Raw genomic sequence first — 21090 nt, 5'->3', positions numbered from 1 at the left:
GGGTGGGGTGGGCGCGTGGTCTGTGTCGGACCGGGTAGAACAATTCCATGCCCGACACCGAAACCGCGCCCGGCGCTCAACAGTTCATCCCGCCGAAGGCCGACACCCTCGACGACCTGCGGGCCGCCGCCGCCGGCTGCCGGGGCTGCGAGCTGTACCGGGACGCCTCGCAGACCGTCTTCGGCCGGGGCGACGCCAGCGCCCGGGTGGTCTTCGTCGGCGAGCAACCCGGCGACATGGAGGACCAGAAGGGCCTGCCCTTCGTCGGACCGGCCGGCCGGCTGCTGCGCCGGGCCGTCGACGACGCGGGACTCGAGGCCGGGCACATCTACCTCACAAATGCCGTAAAGCACTTTCGCTTCGAGTTGCGGGGAAAGCGTCGCATCCACCAGACCCCGGACCGGGTGCACATCACCGCCTGCCGACCCTGGTTGGTAGCCGAGTTCACCCAGCTGAACCCCGAGGTCGTCGTGGTGCTCGGGGCGACCGCCGCGAAGGCCCTGCTCGGCCCGACGTTCCGGGTCACCCGCCAACGCGGCGAACTGCTGCCCTGGCCGGCCGCCGCCCAGCACCCCGAAGACTTCCAGCGGGTGCCGGTGGACAGCGCCGGACACACCGCCGATGCGCCACCGGCCCGACTGCTCGCCACCATCCACCCCTCCGCCGTGCTCCGCGCCGACAACCAGGAGGTGGCGTACGACGGGCTGGTCGCCGACCTCACCGTGGTCGCCCGCACCCTCACCCGCTGACCATCGGCGAAGGGCCCGGGTGCTGACCAGCTACGGCGGCACCACCGAGATCAGCGGGCGCGGACCGGGGCGGTGACGAAACCGGGCTGCTGCCGTCGGGCCGGTGCGAAAGGATGGGCACCCCGCACCGAGGAGTGTTCCGTTGGCCACCGACCTGACGACACCGGCACCGGTGGGCGCCGACGTCGCACCGATCCAGCGGCGTACCCTGCGTCTGCTCTTCACCACCCAGATCATCGGCGGGATCGGGGTGACCATCGGCATCTCCGTCGGTGCGCTGCTCGCCGCCCAGATCGCCGGCACCGCCGTGGCCGGTCTGGCGCAGAGCGCCGCCGTGGTCGGTGCCGCGCTGCTGGCCGTGCCGGTCACCCGGATCATCACCGGCCACGGCCGTCGACCGGGCCTCGCCGTCGCGTACGCGGTGGGCGCGCTGGGTGGCGTGCTTGTCGTGCTGGCCGCGGCGACCCGCTCGATCCCGCTGCTCTTCCTCGGCATGCTGCTCTTCGGCGGCGGGTCCACCGCCAACCTCCAGGCCCGCTACGCGGCCGTCGATCTCGCCGCGCCGGACCGTCGGGCCCGGCAGCTCTCCCTGGTCGTCTGGGCCACCACCATCGGCGCGGTGGCCGCCCCGAACTTCGCCGCGCTCGCCGACCGCACCACGCACGGGTGGGGGCTGCCACCACTGTCCGGCCCGTTCGCGTTCAGCACCGTCGCGTTCGTGCTCGCCGCCGGCGTACTCCTGCTGTGGTTGCGCCCCGACCCGCTGCTCACCGCGCGCCGGCTCGCGGCGGCTCGCGTCGACCAGGCCGTGGCGTCCGGCGGCCAGGCGGTGCCGACCGACGACGCTGCGGCGGTCCGCGCCGGCCAGGCCGCGGCCGCCAGCGGCGCCCCGGCGGTGGCCGGCCCGGTCGCGGCACCGGCACCGCCGGCCCGGCGCGGCGCGGGCATGCGCGCCGCCTGGTCGGTGGTACGCACCCGACCCGCCGCCCGGCTCGGCATCGCCGCGGTGGCGGTGGGGCACCTGGTGATGGTGGCGGTGATGGCGATGACCCCGGTGCACCTGGGGGAGTTCCACCCGGTCGAGGAGGTGCTGCCGATCGTCGGACTGGTGCTGAGCCTGCACATCGCCGGCATGTACGCGCTGGCCCCGGTGGTCGGCTGGCTCACCGACCGGCTCGGCCGGCGGCCGGTCATCCTCGGTGGCGTCGGCACCCTGCTCGCCGCCTGCGCGGTCGCCGGCACCGCCGGGCACCACACCCCCCGGCTCACCGTCGGTCTGGTGCTGCTCGGGCTGGGCTGGTCGGCGACCATGGTGGCCGGTTCCACGCTGCTGTCGGAGTCGGTGCCGGACGCGGTGCGGCCCAGCGCACAGGGCCTGTCCGACCTGGTCATGGGCTTCGCCGGGGCGTTGGCCGGCGCGCTCAGCGGGTTTGTCATGGAGCTGTCGGGCTATCCGGTGCTGACCCTGCTCGCCGCGGTCGCGGTGACGCCCCTGCTGGCGCTAGCGTTGCGGCCGGTGGGTACGGCGGACGAGGAGGACTGATCACGTGCGGCTGACCGACTTCTGGGCGCGACTGGAGGAGGCGTTCGGGTCCGCGTACGCGGGCAGCATCGCCCGCGACCAGGTGCTGTCCCAGCTGGGCGGGCGCACCATCGAGCAGGCCCTCGCCGGTGGTGAGGCGACGCACGTGGTGTGGCGGGCGGTGGTCGCCGCCTACCCTGACCGGGTTCCTTCGCGGCTACGCTGAGCAGCCGATTCGTTACTTCCGCGTGTCTCTTGCCGAGTCGTACACCTGTTCGGCTATTGTCCACAGCGAGGTGCTCGTCCACAGGCCACGGCCCGTCGGCTGGTTTTCTGTCGGACCTAGCGCCTAGCGTGTCCCGCGTGACGCGAAGCTCAGGAAAGACGCCGGCGAAGGCAGGGGTGGCAACGATGGCGGCAGGACCTGACCGGGAGAAGGCGCTAGACCTTGCTCTCGCTCAGATCGACAAGCAATTCGGCAAGGGCTCGGTGATGCGCCTGGGGGAACGGCCGGTCGTGCAGACCGCGGTGATCCCCACCGGCTCCATCGCGCTCGACGTCGCGCTCGGCGTGGGTGGTCTGCCCCGTGGTCGGGTCGTCGAGATCTACGGCCCGGAGAGCAGCGGTAAGACCACGGTCGCCCTGCACTCGGTGGCCAGTGCCCAGCGGGCCGGCGGCATCGCCGCCTTCATCGACGCCGAGCACGCGCTCGACCCGGAATACGCCAAGGCTCTCGGTGTCGACACCGACGCCCTGCTGGTCTCCCAGCCGGACACCGGCGAGCAGGCGCTGGAGATCGCGGACATGCTGGTCCGCTCCGGCGCGATCGACATCATCGTGATCGACTCGGTCGCCGCCCTGGTGCCGCGCGCCGAGATCGAGGGTGAGATGGGCGACAGCCACGTGGGTCTTCAGGCCCGGCTGATGAGCCAGGCGCTGCGGAAGATCACCGGTGTGCTCAACAACACCGGCACCACCGCGATCTTCATCAACCAGCTCCGCGAAAAGATCGGGGTCATGTTTGGCAGTCCCGAGACCACCACGGGTGGGCGGGCGTTGAAGTTCTACGCTTCGGTCCGGCTCGACGTACGGCGGATCGAGAGCCTGAAGGACGGCACCGACGTGGTCGGTAACCGCACCCGGGTCAAGGTCGTGAAGAACAAGGTGGCCTCGCCGTTCAAGCAGGCCGAGTTCGACATCATGTACGGCAAGGGCATCTCCCGCGAGGGTTCGCTCATCGACGTCGGTGTCGAGCAGTCGATCATCCGCAAGTCCGGTGCCTGGTACACCTACGACGGTGACCAGCTCGGCCAGGGCAAGGAGAAGGCCCGCGAGTTCCTCCGGGAGAACCCGGACGTGGCCGCCGAGATCGAGAAGAAGATCCTGGAGAAGCTCGGCGTCGGGGCTGGCGCGGGCGATGCCGCCGGTGGCCCGGAGCTGCCGCCGGTCGACTTCTGATCCTGATCGGTGGCGGGACGACGCGCCCGCACGGGGCGGGGCTGGGATGCCAGTCCACCCCGTGCGGGCGACAACACACCGCGCCCTCGCCGAAGCCGTCGCGGCGCGACCGGTGACGACACCGGTCCGGGCGAGGCCGGCGCGGGCGTTCACGACGAGGCGACCGCCCCGCCCCCGCGGGACGAGAGCGAGGTGGCGCGGGAGATCTGCCTACGGCAGCTCTCGGTGCGCCCGCGTACCCGCGCCGAGTTGGCCGCCGCGCTGGCTCGGCGGGGCATCTCCGAGGAGACGGCCACCGAGGTTCTCGACCGGTACGACGAGGTCGGGATGATCGACGACGCCGCGTTCGCCCGGGCCTGGGTGACCAGCCGGCACGCGGGCCGGGGCCTGGCCCGCCGGGCGTTGGCCAACGAGTTGCGCCAGCGCGGCGTCGACGGTGACACCGCCAGCGAGGCGCTCGGCGAGTTGGACGAGACCACCGAGGCGCAGACCGCGCAGGACCTGGTGCGGCGGAAGCTGCGTACCGCCCGGGGCGAACCGGACGCGGTGTTCCGGCGGATGGTGGGCATGCTGGCCCGCAAGGGCTATTCGCCGGGGGTGGCCATCCGGGCGGTGAAGGAGGCCCTGGCGGCGCAGAGCGCCGAAGCGGCCGAGTTCGCCGAGCAGATCGACGCCGACGCGCTTGCCGACGCCGAAGAGGACGGCCTGCGCTGAGCCCCGGCTCATCAGCGTCGTCCGCCTCGTCCGCACCTCCGACCCGGTGCAGGTTTCCGGTATCCCGGCGCGGGTGATCAGAGTGCCCGGGGTGGGCCACCACGAGGGGGCGACATGCTGAAGGGATGCCTCAACGGTGACCGTGGCCGCGACGCGCATCCGGCTGTGCCGTTGACGCCTGCCGAGTTGGCCACCGACGCGGCCCGGTGTGCCGCGCTGGGGGTCGGCGCGGTGCACGTTCATCCGCGTACCGCCGATGGGGTGGAGTCGTTACGGCCGGCGGTGATCGCCGACGCGGTCACGGCGATCCGCGCCGCGACGCCGGGGCTGCCGGTGGGGGTGAGCACCGGCGCGTGGATCGAGCCGGATCCGCTCGCCCGGGTCGCCGCGGTACGGGCCTGGACGGTGCTGCCGGACTTCGCCTCGGTGAACGGGCACGAGCCGGGGGCGGAGGCGGTCGCGGCGGCGCTGCACGAGCGGGGCGTCCTGGTCGAGGCCGGGTTGTGGACGGTGGCGGCGGTGGCGGCGTACCAGCGGTGGCGGGTGCCGGTCAGTCGGGTGCTTGTCGAGTGCATGGCTGATTCGTCCGAGTCGGCGTTGGCGGACGCGGCGGCGATGCTCGACGCGCTTGGGGCCGGCGGGCCGCCGGTGCTGTTGCACGCTGAGGGGGCCGGGGTGTGGGCGGTGCTGGATGAGGCGGTCCGGCGAGGGCTCGACACCCGGATCGGGCTGGAGGACACGCTGCGTCTGCCCGATGGTTCGCCGACGCCCGACAACGTTGCGCTGGTGGCTGCCGCCGTGGCGCGTGGTGCCCGCTGATCGATCTTCGTGGTCGGCTATCCGGCCAATTTGTCCCCGGCCGTCCGACTCGTCATTGGCGTTGGGTGACGATCCAACTTCTCTCCGTCCGGGTGGTTTGATCATGACTTCTTGACCGGAGGGCCGCGGAGACCTAGCCTCGCCATAAAGGCTCACATTGCCCGACCAAGCGCAGGCTAAGCGCACAACATAGAACGCGTAACAAGACTGCATCACTTTGGCCAGCTCCATCGGCCTGACGCCAGCTCCGGACAGGCCGGTCCGGAGCCGGCAGGACGACTGCACCCGGCCCGCCGACGCTCCGAGCGAGACCGTCGGCGGAGAAAGCCATCCCACGGCCAGGCGCTCCGGTCGGGCGTCCAGAGTCGTAGGCGCCTGCCCACCGGCAGGGCTCCTGCGGCGCGACGTTCAGGGGAGGCACGCCATGGCTTGGCGACACAGATCAACCGGGTGGCGGTCATGAGCGGCACGAGCGAGTGTGGGCCTGCCTCCGGCGCGGCGAGTTCCGAGGCCGGCGCCGAGGAGGGTGAGCAGAGCTCAGCGACCCGCCGTGGTGGAGCCCGGCGATGAGCGGCGTCGAGATCGTGCTGCTGGCCGCCGTGCTGGTGCTGACCCTGCTGGTGCTGGGCGCTGTGGTGTTCGGGATGCGGATGTTGCGCGGGCTCCAGGCGCGGCCGGCACCGGAGGATCCCGCCTACATCGCCGAGAAAGACCGGCAGGAGCAGTCCCTGGCCGCGTTGCGTACCGCCGCCGACGAGGTGAACAGCACCATCGACGTGGCGAAGTCCGCCGCGGCGGCGGCCCGCACCGAGGCGGCGGCGGCCAAGGCGGAGGCGAAGGCGGCCCGGGCAGAGGCACGTCGCGTGCTCGACGACGCCCGCGCCGAGGCGGACACGGTGCTGGAGCGAGCACACAAGCAGGCCGAGGTGGACGCCGAGCAGTTGCGGACCGCGGCCCGGCGCAGCGGCGAACGGGAGGTGGCGGTGCTCGCCGCGACCACCCGGGAACAGGCTGCCGAGGTGGAGCGGCGGGCGGCCCGGATGGACGAGCGGGAGCGGCTGCACACCGAGGAGGTGGAGCGGCTCGCCGAGCGGGAGCGCCAGCTGACCGCGGCGAGCGCCGCCCTCGCCGCGCGGGAGGCCGCGCTGGTGCTTCGCGAGGAGGAACTGGCGGAGGCGGAGAATCAGCGACGGCGCGAGTTGGAGCGGGTCGCGGGGCTCACCGCCGATGCCGCCCGCACGGAGCTGGTGGAGGCGATCGAGACCCAGGCGAAGCGGGAAGCGGCGTTGCTGGTGCGGGACATCGAGTCCGACGCCCGGTCAACGGCCGAGCAGCGGGCCCGGCACATCGTGGTGGACGCGATCCAGCGGGTGGCGAGCGAGCAGACCGCGGAGAGCGTGGTCAGCGTGCTCCATCTGCCGGGCGACGAGATGAAGGGGCGGATCATCGGCCGGGAGGGCCGCAACATCCGGGCCTTCGAGTCGGTCACCGGGGTCAACCTGATCATTGATGACACGCCCGAGGCGGTGCTGCTGTCCTGCTTCGATCCGGTACGCCGCGAGGTGGGTCGGTTGACGCTGGAGAAACTGGTGCTGGACGGGCGGATCCATCCGCACCGGATCGAGGAGGTGCACGAGCTGGCCCGCCAGGAAGTGGACCAGCTGTGCCACCGGGCAGCCGAGGACGCGCTGGTGGCGGTGGGCATCACCGAGATCCACGACGAGTTGGTCACGCTGCTGGGTCGGCTGCGCTACCGCACGTCGTACGGGCAGAACGTGCTCAAGCATCTGGTGGAGACCGCGCACATCGCCGGTGTGATGGCGGCCGAGTTGCGCCTGGACGTGCCGTTGATCAAACGGTCGGCGTTCCTGCACGACATCGGCAAGGCGCTCACCCACGAGGTGGAGGGCAGCCACGCCATCGTCGGCGCGGATGTGGCCCGCAAGTACGGCGAGAGTGAGGACGTGGTCCACGCCATCGAGGCACACCACAACGAGGTGCCGCCGCAGACCGTCGAGGCAGTGCTCACCCAGGCTTCCGACGCCTGCTCCGGTGGTCGGCCGGGGGCCCGGCGGGAGAGCCTGGAGGCGTACGTCAAGCGGCTGGAGCGGATCGAGGAGATCGCGGCCGGCAAGCTCGGTGTGGAGAAGGTCTTCGCCATGCAGGCGGGCCGGGAGATCCGGGTGATGGTCAAGCCCGACGACGTCGACGACATCGGCGCGGCGGTGCTGGCCCGGGACGTGGCCAAGCAGATCGAGGAGGAGCTGACCTATCCGGGCCAGATCCGAGTGACAGTGGTCCGCGAGTCCCGCGTCACCGAAATCGCCCGTTGAGGTGTAAGGAGGGGCCCCCTTCTAACGCCTCGTGTATAGGAAGGGCCCCCTTTTAACGCAAGGTGCGGCAGCGGTTGGCCGTGGGAATGTGTGGCGGGCACCGGTGCGGCAAGGGACGTGCGGCACGGAGCGGTCGAGGGTGTGGGCTGAACAGCGGCGGTGGGAGTGTGGGGTAAGCAGCGGTGGAGCGGGAAGCGGGCGGCGAGCAGCCATGGCGCGGGAGTGCGGCGAGCAGCGGTGGAGCGGGAGTGCGGCGAGCAGCGGTGGAGCGGTGGAGCGGTGGAGCGTGCGGCAAGGAAGCGGTGGTAGGTAAGGAGCGGTGGGGGCGGGAGTGTGCGGCAAGGGAGCGGTAGGCGGCAAGGAACGGTAGGTAGGGGGCGCCAGTACGTGCGGCGGCGCCGGCCAACGTGGCCGGCGCCGCCGCGTACGCATTAGGTGTGGGTTCAGCCTTGCGGTTCGGCGACGGTGGCGCCGCCTTCCGGGGTGGAGTCGACCGCACCCGCCGGCGTGGTCTGCTTCGGCACCCGGAAGGCCCGGACGCGGCTGCGCCGGTCGAGCCAGCCGGCGAACCAGGTGAGCATCGAGTTGATGATGATGTAGATGACCGCCATTACCATCGCCGCGGGGATGATGTTGCCGTAGTTGGCGGAGAGGTCGTTGACACCGCGCTGGAGCAGCTCGGGGTAGGCCACGATGTAGCCGAGCGCGGTGTCCTTGAGCAGCACCACCAGTTGACTGACGATGATCGGCAGCATGGCCCGGGCCGCCTGCGGGATCAGGATCAGCTGCATGACCTGGCTCTTGCGCATGCCGATCGCGTACGCCGCCTCGGACTGACCGCCCGGTACGGACCGGATGCCGGCCCGGAACGCCTCGGCCAGCACCGAGCCGTTGTAGAGGGTCAGGCCGATCACCACAGCCCAGAACGCGGTCACCGGCTGCTTGATGACGTACGGCAGGCCGTAGAAGACGAAGAAGATCATCAGCAGCAGCGGTACGGCGCGGAAGAACTCCACCACCGCGCCGGACGGGATGCTGATCCATTTGTGGTCGGAGAGCCGCCCGACCGCGAAGATGATGCCGAAGGCGAGCGAGAGCAGCATGCCGACCGCTGCCGCCTTGAGGGTGGCCCAGAGGCCCGGCAGGATGAACTCGGTCCAGGTCTTCGAGTCGGTGAAGGGCTTCCAGAGCCACCCTTCCCACTGGCCGGCCTGGTCGAACTTGGTGTAGATCCAGTAGACCAGCCCGAGCAGGGCGACGCCGAAGACGACGCTCAGCACCGTGTTGCGGATCCGGGCGCGTGGTCCCGGGTGGTCGTAGAGGACGCTGCTGGTGCTCATCAGCGCTTCACCGCCAGTTTGTTGGCCAGCCAGCCGAAGAAGTAGCCGGTGGGGATGAGGAGCGCGGCGAACGTGCCGGCGAAGACCAGGAAGATCGGGATGACCGCGTTGCCGTAGCTGTTGATCAGGTCCTTCATGACGTTGGAGGACTCCATCAACCCGATCGTGCCGACGATTGTGGCGTTCTTGCAGAGCGCGATCAGCACGCTGCCGAGCGGCGCGACCACCGAGCGCGCGGCCTGCGGCAACACCACGATGCGCAGAGTCTGCGCGAAGGAGAGCCCGATCGCCCGGGCCGCCTCGGCCTGACCGGTCGGCACCGTGTTGATGCCTGAACGCACCGCCTCGCAGACGAATGCAGCGGTGTAGATCGACAGGCCGATCACGCCGAGCCAGTAGATGTTGAGCTCGAGGTCGTCGGAGAGGCTCAGGCCGAGCGTGACGAAGAGGCCGAAGTAGCAGAAGAAGATGACGAGCGTGAGCGGTGTGTTACGGAAGATGTTCACCCAGGCCGCGCCGAAGCCGCGCAGCACGGGTACGGGGGAGACCCGCATCGCGGCCAGCAGCACGCCGAGCACCAGCGCGCAGACGGCGGACGCGCCGGTCAGCTTGAGGATCCAGAGGAAGCCCGACACGAACGCGTCGAAGTTCTTCGGATCGGTGAAAACGTCCATGCTTCGGCTCCGGGGGCACGTCGTGGCGGCCGGTGACAGGCCGGAGCCGGCACCCGCTCAGGGTGCCGGCTCCGATCCCGATCAGGCGCCGCAGTGGGTCAGCTTGGTGGTGTCCAGCTCAGGAGCGGGGGTGCCGCTCTTGCCCAGGGTGTTGTCCCAGGCGGCCTTGTAGCTGCCGTCCTCGGCGGCGGCCTTGAGAATGTCGTTGACCTTCTCGCAGCCGTCCTTGTCGTCCTTCTTCAGGCCGATGCCGTAGGGCTCGTCGGAGAAGGTGCTGCCGACGACCTTGAACTTGCCGGCGAACTGGTCCTGCGCGGCGTAGCCGGCGAGGATGATGTCGTCGGTGGTCACCGCGTCGACCTGGCCACGCTCAAGCAGCGGCAGGCACTTCGAGTACGAGTCGAACTGCTGCAGCTTGGCGTCCGGGTAGTCCGTCTGGATCCGCTTGGCCGGGGTGGAGCCGCTGACCGAGCAGACCGTTTTGCCTGCCAGCTGGTCCGGGCCGGTGATGGTGGAGTCCGTCTTGACCAGCAGGTCCTGGCCGGCCACGTAGTACGGGCCAGCAAAGTTGATCTTCTGCTTGCGCTCGTCGTTGATGGTGTAGGTGGCCACCACCAGGTCGACGGTGCCCTGCTCGATGAAGGGCTCACGGTTGGCCGAGACGGTGGTCTTCCACTCGATGCCGCTCTCCTCGACGCCGAGACCCTTGGCAATGATCTTGCCGATCTCGATGTCGAAGCCCTCGTACTGGCTGCCGGTCTGAAGGCCGAGGCCCGGCTGGTCGGCCTTCACGCCGATGACCAGCTTCTTCTGGCTCTCGGCCTTGCCCACGATGCCGCTGGCGCCCGTGCCGGAGCCAGTCTCGTCGCTGTCACCGCCGCAGGCGGCCATCGAGACCGCGAGGCCCGCAGCGGCGGCGATCGCCGCCATGCGCTTCATTCGCATACCTGTTCTCCTTTGTGAAACCGGAGCCTGCCGGGTCACGGCCTACTCCGTTACGGAACGCCTAGTGCGTGAGGATCTTGGAGAGGAAGTCCTTGGCGCGCTCGGAGCGCGGGTTGGCGAAGAACTCCGCCGGGGCCGCGTCCTCGACGAGCTTGCCGTCTGCCATGAAGATGACCCGGTTGGCGGCGTGCCGGGCGAAGCCCATCTCGTGGGTGACCACGACCATGGTCATGCCGTCACGCGCCAGCGACGTCATCACGTCCAACACCTCGCCGACCATCTCCGGGTCCAGCGCGCTGGTGGGCTCGTCGAAGAGCATCGCCTTGGGCTGCATGGCCAGGGCGCGGGCGATCGCGGCCCGCTGCTGCTGGCCGCCGGAGAGTTGGGCGGGGAACTTGTCGGCCTGGTTCGCGATGCCGACCCGGTCGAGCAGGGCGAGACCGCGCTCGCGGGCGGCGGCCGGCTTCTCCCCGCGTACCTTGATCGGGCCGAGGGTGACGTTCTCCAGGATGGTCTTGTGCGCGAAGAGGTTGAACGACTGGAAGACCATGCCGACTTCGCTGCGCAGTTTCGCCAGGGCCTTGCCCTCGGCGGGCAGCGCCTGACCGTCGAAGGTGATGGTGCCGGAGTTGATCGGCTCCAGCCGGTTGATGGTGCGGCACAGGGTTGACTTGCCGGAGCCGGACGGGCCGATCACCACGACCACTTCGCCCCGGCCAACCGACAGTGAGACATCGTCGAGCACGTGCAGCGGTCCGAACCACTTGTTGACCGAGTCCAACACGATGAGCGGTTCGCCCGTCGTCACGTTGTCCACCGTCCCCCTCGTCGCCTGTCGGGGGCCGGTCGACCCCCGGTAGCGGCCACTGTAGGCGGGGGGACGTGGCGGCATGCAACTCAGATGGTCACGGAGCGGTAACACCCTTGTGGGATCACGCCCTGGAGTCCGAAATTAGCCTCTCCTGGTGGCGTCAACCGGTGGTGACGGTGATCATATGGGGATGACGGAGCCGGTGCGGCTGACCAGGTATGCCCGGGGCGGCGGTTGCGCCTGCAAGATTCCGCCCGGTGAGCTGGAGGCGATGGTGGCTGGGCTCGGCCCCGCCGCCGGCGCCGCCGACCTGCTGGTCGGGCTCGAACACGGTGACGACGCCGCGGTGGTCCGGCTGGACGAGCGGACCGGCCTGGTCACCACCGCCGACTTCTTCACCCCCGTGGTCGACGACGCGTACGACTGGGGCCGGATCGCCGCGACGAACGCGCTGTCGGACGTGTACGCGATGGGCGGCGACCCGTTGGTCGCGCTGAACCTGCTCTGCTGGCCGCGTACGGTGCTGCCGGTGGAACTGGCCCGCGAGGTGCTGCGCGGTGGTCGGGACGTGGCAGACGCCGCCGGTTGTCACCTGGCCGGCGGGCACAGCGTCGACGACGACGGCCCGAAGTACGGCCTGGCGGTGACCGGACTGGTCCGGCCGCAGGAGCTGATCACGCTCGACGCCGGGCGGTCCGGACTGCCGCTGTCGTTGACCAAGCCACTCGGCATCGGTGTGCTCAACACCCGGCACAAGAACACCGGTGAGAGCTTTCCCGAGGCGGTCGCGGCGATGACCACGCTGAACCGGGAGGCGGCGCGGGCCGCGGTGGCGGCCGGGGTGCGTTGCGGCACCGACGTGACCGGGTTCGGGCTGCTCGGCCACGCCTCGAAGCTGGCCCGAGCCAGCCGGCTCACCGTGGCGATCGATGTCGCCCGGGTGCCGTACCTCTCCGGTGCCAGGGAAGCGGCCCGCGACGGGTACGTCAGCGGCGGTTCCCGGCGCAACCTGGAGTGGGTGACCGGGTGGACCGACTTCGGTGCGGCCGGGGAGACGGACCGGCTGCTGCTGGCCGACGCACAGACCTCTGGCGGCCTGCTGGTCGCGGGCGAGGTGCCCGGTGCGCCGGTGATCGGTGAGTTGCTCCCACCGGGCGAGCATCTGGTCGTGCTGCGCTGACACCGCGCCCGCTCGTGGCCCGGATCCCCGCTGGTCCCGCTCCCTGCGCGGCGAGCCATCCCGCCCGGTCGCGCACCGTACCCGATAAACTGTCACCTTCCCGCTACCTCAAGCAATGGGGCTCGCGGAAATTTTGCCCAGAATGGTCACAGACCGGTAACTTGCCCCCGGCTGGGGGCAAATGCCCCGCACCATCGTCGGTAGGGCCCGATCTGGAGGCCGGTGGGACGAGCACAGCGAGGAGGCGGCATGACCGAGCTGTGGAACTGGAGAATCGACGGGGTACGGCCGGTGGAGGTCTACCCGGCGCTCGCCGACGCGCTCGGTCGGGTGGTGATGCCCCTGGCCGTGGCCGACCCGGCCCGGCTGCCGACGTACGCGGTGGTGTGCGACGTCTGGCAGGCGCCGGGCGAGTTCGCCACGATCGTGGACTGTTACGGCGTGCCGGACAGCCTGCCCGAGTTGCCGAGTGTGGCGGCGCTGGCCCGGCTGCTCGGGCGCAACTGCGTGCTGCGCGACGACACCCTCGACGCCACCCGGCATCTGCTGGTGGCGCCCGACGGCAGCATCCGTCCGGTGCACTTCGACGTGCGGGAGACCGACGACGGTGAGGTGCTGAGCAACAGGCGCCTGTGCACCGAGGCCGATCCGCGCTGCCGCGGCTGGTCGCGCTGCCACCGCTCCCGTTGGACCCCCGACTCGGTCAACCCCGCCCTCGCCGCCGCCTGAGTGTTAATAGGGGGCCCCTGCTCTACCGGAGGCGTTAGCAGGGGCCCCTCCTTACTTCCCGCCGCGGACGACCAGGTCGTCGAGGAGGATGCGGGTGGCGGCCGCCACCGCGGCCACCGCGGCGTCGAACGCGGCGGCGTTGTGCGCCGCCGGCGCGCGGAATCCGGAGATCTTCCGGACGTATTGCAGGGCGGCGGCCTGGACGTCCGCGTCGGTGACCGCCGGGGTGTACGGCTCGCGCAGGGTCTTGATGCTCCGGCACATGGCTGCTCCTCGTTCCGTCCGATCCTCAGGCTCCGGCTACGCTTTGCCTGTCATGACTACCGCAGCGGCGGGCAGCGCGCGCACCTACCAGGTGCGCACCTACGGCTGCCAGATGAACGTGCACGACTCCGAGCGCATTTCCGGACTGCTGGAGCAGGCCGGTTACGTCCGGGCGGTCGAGGCCGACGACACTCCGGACGTGATGGTGTTCAACACCTGTGCGGTCCGGGAGAACGCCGACAACCGACTGTACGGCAACCTCGGTCATCTGCGTCCGGTCAAGGACCGGCACCCGGGGATGCAGATCGCGGTCGGTGGCTGCCTGGCGCAGAAGGACCGTGGCGAGATCGTCCGCAAGGCGCCCTGGGTGGACGTGGTCTTCGGCACGCACAACATCGGGTCGCTGCCGGTGCTGCTGGAGCGGGCCCGGCACAACGCCGCCGCCGAGGTGGAGATCCTCGAATCTCTCGACGTTTTTCCCTCGACGTTGCCCACCCGCCGCGAGTCGACGTACGCCGGCTGGGTGTCGATCTCCGTCGGCTGCAACAACACCTGCACCTTCTGCATCGTGCCGTCGCTGCGCGGCAAGGAGAAGGACCGTCGTCCCGGCGACATCCTCAGCGAGGTGCGCGCCCTGGTCGACGAGGGGGTGCTGGAGGTGACCCTGCTCGGGCAGAACGTCAACTCCTACGGGGTGGAGTTCGGCGACAGGTACGCCTTCGGCAAGCTGCTGCGCGCCTGCGGTGAGATCGACGGGCTGGAGCGGGTGCGGTTCACCAGCCCGCACCCGAAGGATTTCACCGACGACGTGATCGCGGCGATGGCCGAGACCCCGAACGTCTGCCACTCGCTGCACATGCCGTTGCAGTCCGGCTCCGACGAGGTGCTGCGGGCGATGCGCCGGTCGTACCGGTCGGAGAAATACCTGGGCATCATCGAGAAGGTCCGCGCCGCGATGCCGGACGCGGCGATCACCACCGACATCATCGTCGGGTTTCCCGGCGAGACCGAGGCGGACTTCGCGCGCACCCTGGACGTGGTCCGCGAGGCGCGGTTCTCCTCCGCTTTCACCTTCCAGTACTCCAAGCGCCCCGGCACGCCCGCCGCCACCATGGACGGCCAACTGCCCAAGGCTGTCGTGCAGGAACGGTACGAGCGGCTGATCGCCTGCGTCGAGGAGATCACCTGGACGGAGAACAAGAAGCTGGTCGGCGAGACGGTCGAGGTGCTCGTCGCGGTCGGTGAGGGCCGCAAGGACGAGCGCACCGGCCGGCTCTCCGGCCGGGCCCGCGACGGCCGCCTGGTGCACTTCGACGCCGGTCGGTTCGCCGGGGCGATCCGGCCCGGGGACATCGTGCACACCACTGTCACCTACGCTGCCCCGCACCACCTCAACGCCGACGGGGAACCGCTGACACACCGGCGGACCCGGGCCGGTGACGCGGCCGAGGCCGGGCGCTCGCCGCGTACCCCCGGGGTGTTGCTCGGGCTGCCCACGATCGGTGCGCCAGCCGCGCCGCCCGCGCCGACCACCGGCTGCGCCGCCGCGCACTGACGCCGCCGCCCGGCCTGCGCCGCGCTGACGCCGCCGCCCGCCTGCGCCGCGCTGACGCCGCCGCCCGTCGCCCTCGTGGGCGGCGGGCGGCGGCCACGTCGAGGGCCGGTCGGGGCCGACATCGCGGGCCCCGACCGGCCGTGCGGTCAGACCGAGATCCGGCCGGCGCCCGCGCCGCCCGTCACGATCGACTTGACGCTGCTCGCGCTGTCCAGGGTGTACGAGTACGGGATGCCGGCCACGCTGCCGCCGGACTGCCCGCTTCCCGAGTTGACGAAGTGGTTGTTCCGGGCCACCAGGGCACCCGGGCCGGAGCTGCCCTCACCCCGGTGGAACGGGTCGGGGGTGTTCTCGAAGTAGTTGCCCTCGACGAGCACGCCGGCGTTCATGGTGGACGCCACGCCGTAGCCCCGCACGTTGCTGTAGAAGTTGTTGTACACGTGCACCGGGTTGCCGAAGCGGACCCGCGGGTTGCGCTGGTTGCTGCCGTCGAACCAGTTGTGGTGGTAGCTCACCCGCAGCCGACCGACGTCCTGGCTGGCGTTGTCGTCACTGTGCCCGAGCAGCATCGCCTTGTCGTGGCTGAAGACCCGGTTCCACGACACGGTGATGAAGTCGGAGCCGCGCTTGATGTCGACCGCGCCGTCGTACCCGGAGCTGAAGGTGTTGTGGTCGATCCAGATGTTCGTCGCCGACTGCTCCACGTTGATCGCGTCGTCGCCCCAGTTCCGGAAGGTCAGGTTCCGGATGATCACGTTGCGGTCGCCGTTGATGGTGAAGCCGCAGCCGGCGATGGTGGCGCCCGCGTTGCCGAGGATGGTCTTGTTCGACCGGACCCGCAGCATCCCGGAGCAGTTGATGGTGCCGGAGACCCGGATCACCGCCGCGCTTGTCGAGTTGAGCGCGCTGGTCAGCGCCGAGGCGCTGGTGACGGTGGTGGCGCCGGCGTTGCCGCCGCCGCTGGTGCCGCCGTTCTGGGTGGCCCAACCGACAAGTCCGGTCTGCGGGGCCGGGTTCGGCGGGGGAGTGGTGCCGCCGCCCAGCTTGATCAGCTGCCAGCGCTGGTTGGTGCCATCGACGTTGGCGTACTGCGAGACCATGCCGCCGTCGGCGGTGGAGGACTGCCAGACTTCCAGAACCTTGTTGCTGTGCCGGTTGACGAACCGGACGTCGCCGTTGGCGGAGTCCGCGAGCCGCCAGTGCTGCTTGGTGTCGCTGCTCGCGGTGACCTGGGTGACCTGTACGCCGTCGATGGAGTTCGGGATCGCGACGACCTTGCCGGAGTGCCGGTTGCGCAACTGGTAGTAGCCCCCGCCCACGTCGACGAACTGGAACTGCTGGTTGTTGCCGTCGCCGCGGGTGAACTGCCGGATCTCACCACCGTCGGCGGTGGACCAGTTCCACAGGTCCATCGCCTTGCCGCTGTTGCGGTTGACGAACACGTATTGGGCGCCGGTGTCGACGGTGGCTGCGGACGCCGGGGCGGCGGTCACCGCGACGAGCGCTGCGGGCAGCGCGACGGTGATCGCGGCGAGTGTCGCGAGCCGTCGCGCCGGGCGACGCATGACTGTTGCCAGCACGGTCTTCTCCTCATCCTCGGGTACCTGGGACGGGTCGGATGACGCGTCGGCACGTCGCGGACCGACTGCCGGCACCGGCGGCTGAGGTGTCCGCGAACCTGTCACCACGTCGGGTGGTGGTGCCACGCGTGGCACACCTGTCGCGTCATCGGGGGGTGGTCGGCAGGGGACGCCTCGGCATTAGCGGCTGCCGTGCCCAGCGGCAGCGAATGCACAGGCGGTCGCGGGGACGCGGCCTGCCTCGGATGGAACGTGTCGGAACGGCTCCCGTGGCTCACTCGGCGACCGAAGTAAGCGCTTTCCCAGGTAACCACAGATGGGTGTCGATGTAAATGTCGTCCGTTCACATCGCCATGACCAGCGGCTACAGCGACAAAAGGCCCCCGGTTCCACGCGGGAACCGGGGGCTCTGACGAACGTACGGCTCAGCCGGCCTGCTCGGCGAGCTGAAGGAACTGGCGCTTGGCGGCGAGCGCCTGCTCGGCCTCCTTGACCCGGCGGGCGTCGCCGGCGGCCTGCGCCCGCGTCAGCCGCTCCTCGGCCTCCGCCACCTGCGCCCGCATCTGGGCCAGCAGCGGGTTGTCCTCACGGGTGGTGCGGCGCCAAGCCGAGTCCATCACCTCGCGGACCTTCTCGTCGACCGCACGCAGCCGCCGCTCCAACCCGGCGGCCGCCTCGCGGGGCACCCGGCCGGCCTCGTGCCACTGTGCCTGGATCTCCCGCAGCTTGGCCTGGGCACCCTTCGGGTCGCCATCCACGTCGAGCGCCTCAGCCTCAGCGAGCAGTGCCTGCTTGCGGTCCAGGTTGGCGCGCTGCTCGTTGTCCCGCGCGGAGAACACCTCGCTGCGCCGGGTGAAGAAGGCGTCCTGGGCGGCGCGGAACCGTTCCCAGAGCCGCTGCTCGGCCTCTTTCGAGGCGCGCGGGGCGGCCTTCCACTGGGTCATCAGGTCCTTCAACTGGTTGGCCGTGCTGGCCCACTCCGACGAGTCCTTGATCTTCTCGGCCTCGGCGACCAGTTCCTCCTTGACCGTCTGCGCCTGCTTGCGCTGCGCGTCCAGGGAGGCGAAGTGCGCGCCCCGACGGCGGGTGAAGCCGTCCCGGGCAGCGGCGAACCGCTTCCACAGCTCACCGTCGGTCTTCTTGTCGACCCCGCGGATGGTCTTCCACTCGTCGAGGATCTCCTTCAACCGGTCGCCGGCGGTCTTCCAGCCGGTCGACTCGGCGGCCAACTTCTCGGCCTCTTCCACCAGAGCCGTCTTGCGGGCGAGAGCCTCGACCCGGGCGGCCTCCTTGGCGGCCTTGGCCTCGCCGGCCTTCTCCTCCGCCACCGTGGCGAGCTTGTCGAGCCGGGCGGCCAACGCGTCGATGTCGCCCACCACGTGTGCCTCGGCGAGCGAGGCCCGTAGCCGCCGGATGGTGGTGAGCGAGTGGTTGGCGTCCGCGGCACCGGAGTTGAGCCGCGCCTCGGTCAGATCCACCTCGGTCACCAGGTCGGCGAAGCGACGGGCGAAATGAGCCAGTCCCTCCTCCGGTGCCCCCGCCTGCCAGGATCCGACCACCCGCTCACCATCGGCGGTCTTGACGTAAACGGTGCCGTCCGCGTCCACCCGTCCGAAGGCAGTCCAGTCGCTCATGTGCCCATCCTCGTTCTCCCGGCGCCCAGGGAGCAGTCTCCCGGGCCCCGCCACGGCGCAGCCAAGTTCCTCCGGGCATTGTCACAGGTCCGCCCCGGTCCGCGTCGAGCGCCTATCGCCGACCGTGACCATATGGTGTCCTATGCCGCACCGGTATCGTCCGGCCCGCATCCCGGGCCGCGCCGTGCAGAGTACGCCACCGGGCGGACGAGAACAGCCCCCGTTGTGCCGCCCCTCGCGGGCGGAGACCGACGCCGACCTCGGATGCGACCCCGGCGCGGCCGGACCGATACGGTTGCCCCGTGCCACTGGTCGCCGCCGCTGTCTGCCCGCACCCGCCGTTGCTCGTCCCGGAGATCGCCGGTGCCGCCGCCGGGGAACTTGACGACCTGCGCGCCGCCTGCGACACGGCTGTCGCCCGGCTGTGCGCCTCGGGAGCGGGCAGCATCCTGGTGGTCGGTTCCGACCACCGCACCGCCAACCTCGACTACCCGTTCCGGGGCAGCTTCGCGCCCTGGGGCTTGCCGCTGGAGGTGCGCCTCGGCCGCCTCCCCGACGACCGGGAGGGCACCGACGGGCTTCCGCTCAGCCTGCTGGTGGGTGCCTGGCTGCTGGGTCGGCGGCCGAGCGGCGGGACCGAGCGGATGAGTTGGCGGATGGCGACTGTCGCCGCCGACGAACCGGCGCAGGCGTGTGCCGCCTGGGGCGCCCGGATCGGGTCGGGTCAACCGTGGGGGCTGCTGGTGATGGGGGACGGGTCGGCCTGCCGGGGCGAGAAGGCGCCGGGTTACGCCGATCCACGCGCCGAGGCGTACGACCGAGGGGTCGCCCGGGCACTGGCCCAGGTGGACACCGACGCCCTGCTCGGCCTGGATCCGGAGCTGTCGGCGCAACTACGGGTGGCTGGCCGGGCACCGTGGCAGGTGCTGGCCGGCGCGGTCCGGGCGGGCGGTGGCGACTGGCGCGGTGAGCTGCACTACGACGCGGCCCCGTACGGCGTGACCTACCTGGTGGCCAGTTGGGAGCGCTCGTGAGTGCCCCCGCGCCGGTGGTCGCCGTGGTCGGTCCGACCGCTGCGGGCAAGTCGGCGTTGAGTATCGCCCTGGCGCACGCCCTCGACGGCGAGGTGGTGAACGCCGACTCGATGCAGCTCTACCGGGGCATGGACATCGGCACCGCCAAACTCACCGCTGCCGAACGGGCCGGCGTGCCGCACCATCTGCTCGACATCTGGGCGGTCACCGAGCCGGCCAGCGTCGCGGAGTACCAGCGACTGGCCCGCGCCGCGATCGACGACATCCAGGCCCGGGGCCGGGTGCCGCTGCTGGTCGGCGGCTCCGGCCTGTACGTACGGGCGGTGCTGGAGCAGTTCGAGTTCCCGGGCACCGATCCGGCGATCCGGGAACGGCTGGAGAGTGAACTCGCCGCGCACGGACCGGCACCGCTGTACGCGCGGTTGCGCGCGGCCGACCCGGCGGCGGGCGAGAGCATCCTGCCCGGCAACGGGCGGCGGATCGTCCGCGCCCTGGAAGTCATCGAGCTGACCGGCGGGACGTTCACCGCCGCGCTGCCGCAACCCACGCCGTACTACCCGGCGGTGCAGATCGGCGTCGATCTGGACACCGCGCTGCTCGACGAGCGGATCGCGGTGCGGGTGGACCGGATGTGGGCCGACGGGCTGGTCGCCGAGACCCGCGCCCTGGCCGCCCAGGGCCTGCCCGAGGGGCGTACGGCCAGCCGGGCGCTCGGCTACCAGCAGGTGTTGCGTTTCCTCGGCGGCGAGCTGACCGAGGAGCAGGCGTACGACGAGACGATCCGGGCCACCCGCCGCTTCGTCCGCCGCCAGCGCTCGTGGTTCCGCCGCGACCCGCGGGTGCACTGGCTGGACTCGGCCGATCCGGGACTTGTCGAGGCCGCCCTGCGGATCCTCGGTGACGCTGAGCGATGATGGGGGCGTGGAGTTCACCAAGGGACACGGCACCGGTAACGACTTCGTGATCCTGCCCGATCCGGACGGCACGCTCGACCTGACGCCCGACCTGGTGGCGGCGATCTGTGACCGGCGGCGGGGGATCGGCGGCGACGGCGTGCTACGGGTGGTCCGGGCCGCGAAGCACCCCGACGGCGTGGCGCTGGCCGGCGAGGCGGAGTGGTTCATGGACTACTGGAACTCCGACGGATCCTTCGCCGAGATGTGCGGCAACGGTGCCCGGGTCTTCGTCCGGTACCTGCTGGAGACCGGGCTGGCCACGGCGGCGGGCGGCGCGTTGCCGGTGGCCACCCGGGCCGGGCTGGTCCGCGCCCGGCTCGACGGTGACGTCATCGCCGTCGAGATGCGCCGTCCCCGGCTGCACGCGACCTCGACCGCCACCCTGGGCGGATTGACCCTGCCGGGCACCGCGGTGGACGTCGGCAATCCCCACCTGGTCTGCCCGCTGCCGGCCGGGCTGGAGCTGACCGGGCTGGACCTGACCCGGGCACCGGGGTTCGACCCGGCGCTTTTCCCGACGGGGGTCAACGTCGAGTTCACCGCGCCCGGCGACCCGGTCACCGGCGTCGACGCGCACGTGCTGATGCGGGTCTACGAACGGGGCTCCGCCGAGACCCTTTCCTGCGGCACCGGTGCCTGTGCGGTGGCCGCCGTCGCCCTGCACGATGTCGCCCGGGACACCGGAACGGTGGCCGTCGACGTCCCCGGCGGCCGTCTCACCGTCACCGTCACCGACGACTCGTGCTGGCTCTCCGGCCCCGCCCTCCTCGTCGCCACCGGCACCCTCACCCCC

At 71.0% G+C, this 21090-nt stretch carries 20 protein-coding genes; 13 read left to right on the top strand and 7 right to left on the bottom strand.

Going from position 1 to position 21090, the window contains the following annotated elements:
* The first annotated feature begins 47 nt into the window (after positions 1-47).
* The 7 genes from C1I93_RS15350 to rny all read left to right on the top strand — a co-directional run bounded on the left by C1I93_RS15350 (position 48) and on the right by rny (position 7595).
* Positions 48-749 carry a UdgX family uracil-DNA binding protein gene (locus C1I93_RS15350; protein WP_111243965.1) on the top strand — a complete coding sequence of 234 codons (702 nt, stop codon included), beginning with the start codon at positions 48-50 and terminating at the stop codon, positions 747-749.
* Between the two features lie 142 nt (positions 750-891).
* Positions 892-2292, top strand: a complete 1401-nt coding sequence (locus C1I93_RS15345) for an MFS transporter (RefSeq protein WP_111243964.1) — start codon at positions 892-894, stop codon at positions 2290-2292.
* Positions 2293-2296: 4 nt separating this feature from the next.
* Positions 2297-2497 (top strand): DUF3046 domain-containing protein, encoded by a 201-nt coding sequence (locus C1I93_RS15340; protein WP_111243963.1) that lies wholly within the window; start codon positions 2297-2299, stop codon positions 2495-2497.
* A gap of 185 nt (positions 2498-2682) precedes the next feature.
* Positions 2683-3729: a recombinase RecA gene (gene recA / locus C1I93_RS15335; RefSeq protein ID WP_111243962.1), complete on the top strand. Its 1047-nt coding sequence runs from the start codon at positions 2683-2685 to the stop codon at positions 3727-3729.
* A 9-nt stretch (positions 3730-3738) separates the two neighbouring features.
* A complete protein-coding gene (locus tag C1I93_RS15330; RefSeq protein ID WP_111243961.1) occupies positions 3739-4443 on the top strand; it encodes a regulatory protein RecX in 705 nt (234 codons plus the stop codon).
* Between the two features lie 114 nt (positions 4444-4557).
* Positions 4558-5262, top strand: a complete 705-nt coding sequence (locus tag C1I93_RS15325; protein ID WP_111243960.1) for a 3-keto-5-aminohexanoate cleavage protein — start codon at positions 4558-4560, stop codon at positions 5260-5262.
* A 566-nt stretch (positions 5263-5828) separates the two neighbouring features.
* Entirely contained in the window at positions 5829-7595 is a 1767-nt protein-coding gene (gene rny / locus C1I93_RS15320; protein WP_111243959.1) for a ribonuclease Y, read from the top strand.
* A gap of 443 nt (positions 7596-8038) precedes the next feature.
* On the opposite strand, the gene C1I93_RS15315 is transcribed toward rny, so the two are convergent.
* The 4 genes from C1I93_RS15315 to C1I93_RS15300 all read right to left on the bottom strand — a co-directional run bounded on the left by C1I93_RS15315 (position 8039) and on the right by C1I93_RS15300 (position 11371).
* Positions 8039-8935 (bottom strand): amino acid ABC transporter permease, encoded by an 897-nt coding sequence (locus C1I93_RS15315; protein WP_111243958.1) that lies wholly within the window; start codon positions 8933-8935, stop codon positions 8039-8041.
* Entirely contained in the window at positions 8935-9609 is a 675-nt protein-coding gene (locus C1I93_RS15310; RefSeq protein WP_111243957.1) for an amino acid ABC transporter permease, read from the bottom strand. Before C1I93_RS15310 ends, C1I93_RS15315 begins: the two co-directional genes overlap by 1 nt.
* 81 nt (positions 9610-9690) lie before the next feature.
* Positions 9691-10554, bottom strand: a complete 864-nt coding sequence (locus C1I93_RS15305) for a glutamate ABC transporter substrate-binding protein (protein ID WP_111243956.1) — start codon at positions 10552-10554, stop codon at positions 9691-9693.
* 61 nt (positions 10555-10615) lie between these two features.
* Positions 10616-11371 carry an amino acid ABC transporter ATP-binding protein gene (locus C1I93_RS15300; protein ID WP_111243955.1) on the bottom strand — a complete coding sequence of 252 codons (756 nt, stop codon included), beginning with the start codon at positions 11369-11371 and terminating at the stop codon, positions 10616-10618.
* A 184-nt stretch (positions 11372-11555) separates the two neighbouring features.
* Here C1I93_RS15300 and selD point away from each other — a divergent pair, with 184 nt between their 5' ends.
* Together selD and C1I93_RS15290 are read left to right on the top strand one after the other, a co-directional pair.
* Positions 11556-12545, top strand: a complete 990-nt coding sequence (selD, locus tag C1I93_RS15295) for a selenide, water dikinase SelD (protein ID WP_111243954.1) — start codon at positions 11556-11558, stop codon at positions 12543-12545.
* A gap of 249 nt (positions 12546-12794) precedes the next feature.
* On the top strand, positions 12795-13274 hold the full coding sequence (locus C1I93_RS15290) for a hypothetical protein (RefSeq protein WP_111243953.1): 480 nt from the start codon (positions 12795-12797) through the stop codon (positions 13272-13274).
* A gap of 51 nt (positions 13275-13325) precedes the next feature.
* On the opposite strand, the gene C1I93_RS15285 is transcribed toward C1I93_RS15290, so the two are convergent.
* A complete protein-coding gene (locus tag C1I93_RS15285) occupies positions 13326-13538 on the bottom strand; it encodes a DUF2277 family protein (protein WP_111243952.1) in 213 nt (70 codons plus the stop codon).
* A 52-nt stretch (positions 13539-13590) separates the two neighbouring features.
* Between C1I93_RS15285 and miaB the strand changes: the two genes are divergently transcribed.
* Positions 13591-15093: a tRNA (N6-isopentenyl adenosine(37)-C2)-methylthiotransferase MiaB gene (gene miaB / locus C1I93_RS15280; RefSeq protein ID WP_111243951.1), complete on the top strand. Its 1503-nt coding sequence runs from the start codon at positions 13591-13593 to the stop codon at positions 15091-15093.
* 146 nt (positions 15094-15239) lie between these two features.
* Here miaB and C1I93_RS15275 read toward each other — a convergent pair whose 3' ends face one another.
* Positions 15240-16673, bottom strand: a complete 1434-nt coding sequence (locus C1I93_RS15275; protein WP_111243966.1) for a pectate lyase family protein — start codon at positions 16671-16673, stop codon at positions 15240-15242.
* 425 nt (positions 16674-17098) lie between these two features.
* Entirely contained in the window at positions 17099-18307 is a 1209-nt protein-coding gene (locus C1I93_RS15270; RefSeq protein ID WP_111243950.1) for a DUF349 domain-containing protein, read from the bottom strand.
* Between the two features lie 302 nt (positions 18308-18609).
* On the opposite strand from C1I93_RS15270, the gene C1I93_RS15265 reads away from it, so the two are divergent.
* The 3 genes from C1I93_RS15265 to dapF all read left to right on the top strand — a co-directional run.
* Positions 18610-19341 carry a class III extradiol dioxygenase subunit B-like domain-containing protein gene (locus tag C1I93_RS15265; RefSeq protein WP_111243949.1) on the top strand — a complete coding sequence of 244 codons (732 nt, stop codon included), beginning with the start codon at positions 18610-18612 and terminating at the stop codon, positions 19339-19341.
* The gene (miaA, locus tag C1I93_RS15260) at positions 19338-20255 is read left to right on the top strand and encodes a tRNA (adenosine(37)-N6)-dimethylallyltransferase MiaA (RefSeq protein WP_309148202.1); all 918 of its coding nucleotides are present in this window, start codon (positions 19338-19340) and stop codon (positions 20253-20255) included. Before C1I93_RS15265 ends, miaA begins: the two co-directional genes overlap by 4 nt.
* Positions 20256-20262: 7 nt before the next feature.
* On the top strand, positions 20263-21090 hold an 828-nt coding region (gene dapF / locus C1I93_RS15255; RefSeq protein WP_111243947.1), incomplete at its 3' end, for a diaminopimelate epimerase.

The sequence above is a fragment of the Micromonospora endophytica genome (assembly GCF_003236305.1).
Lineage (GTDB): Bacteria > Actinomycetota > Actinomycetes > Mycobacteriales > Micromonosporaceae > Micromonospora > Micromonospora endophytica.
Note: the sequence above shows the minus strand (reverse complement) of the source record. Positions and strands in the feature narration are given on the sequence as shown.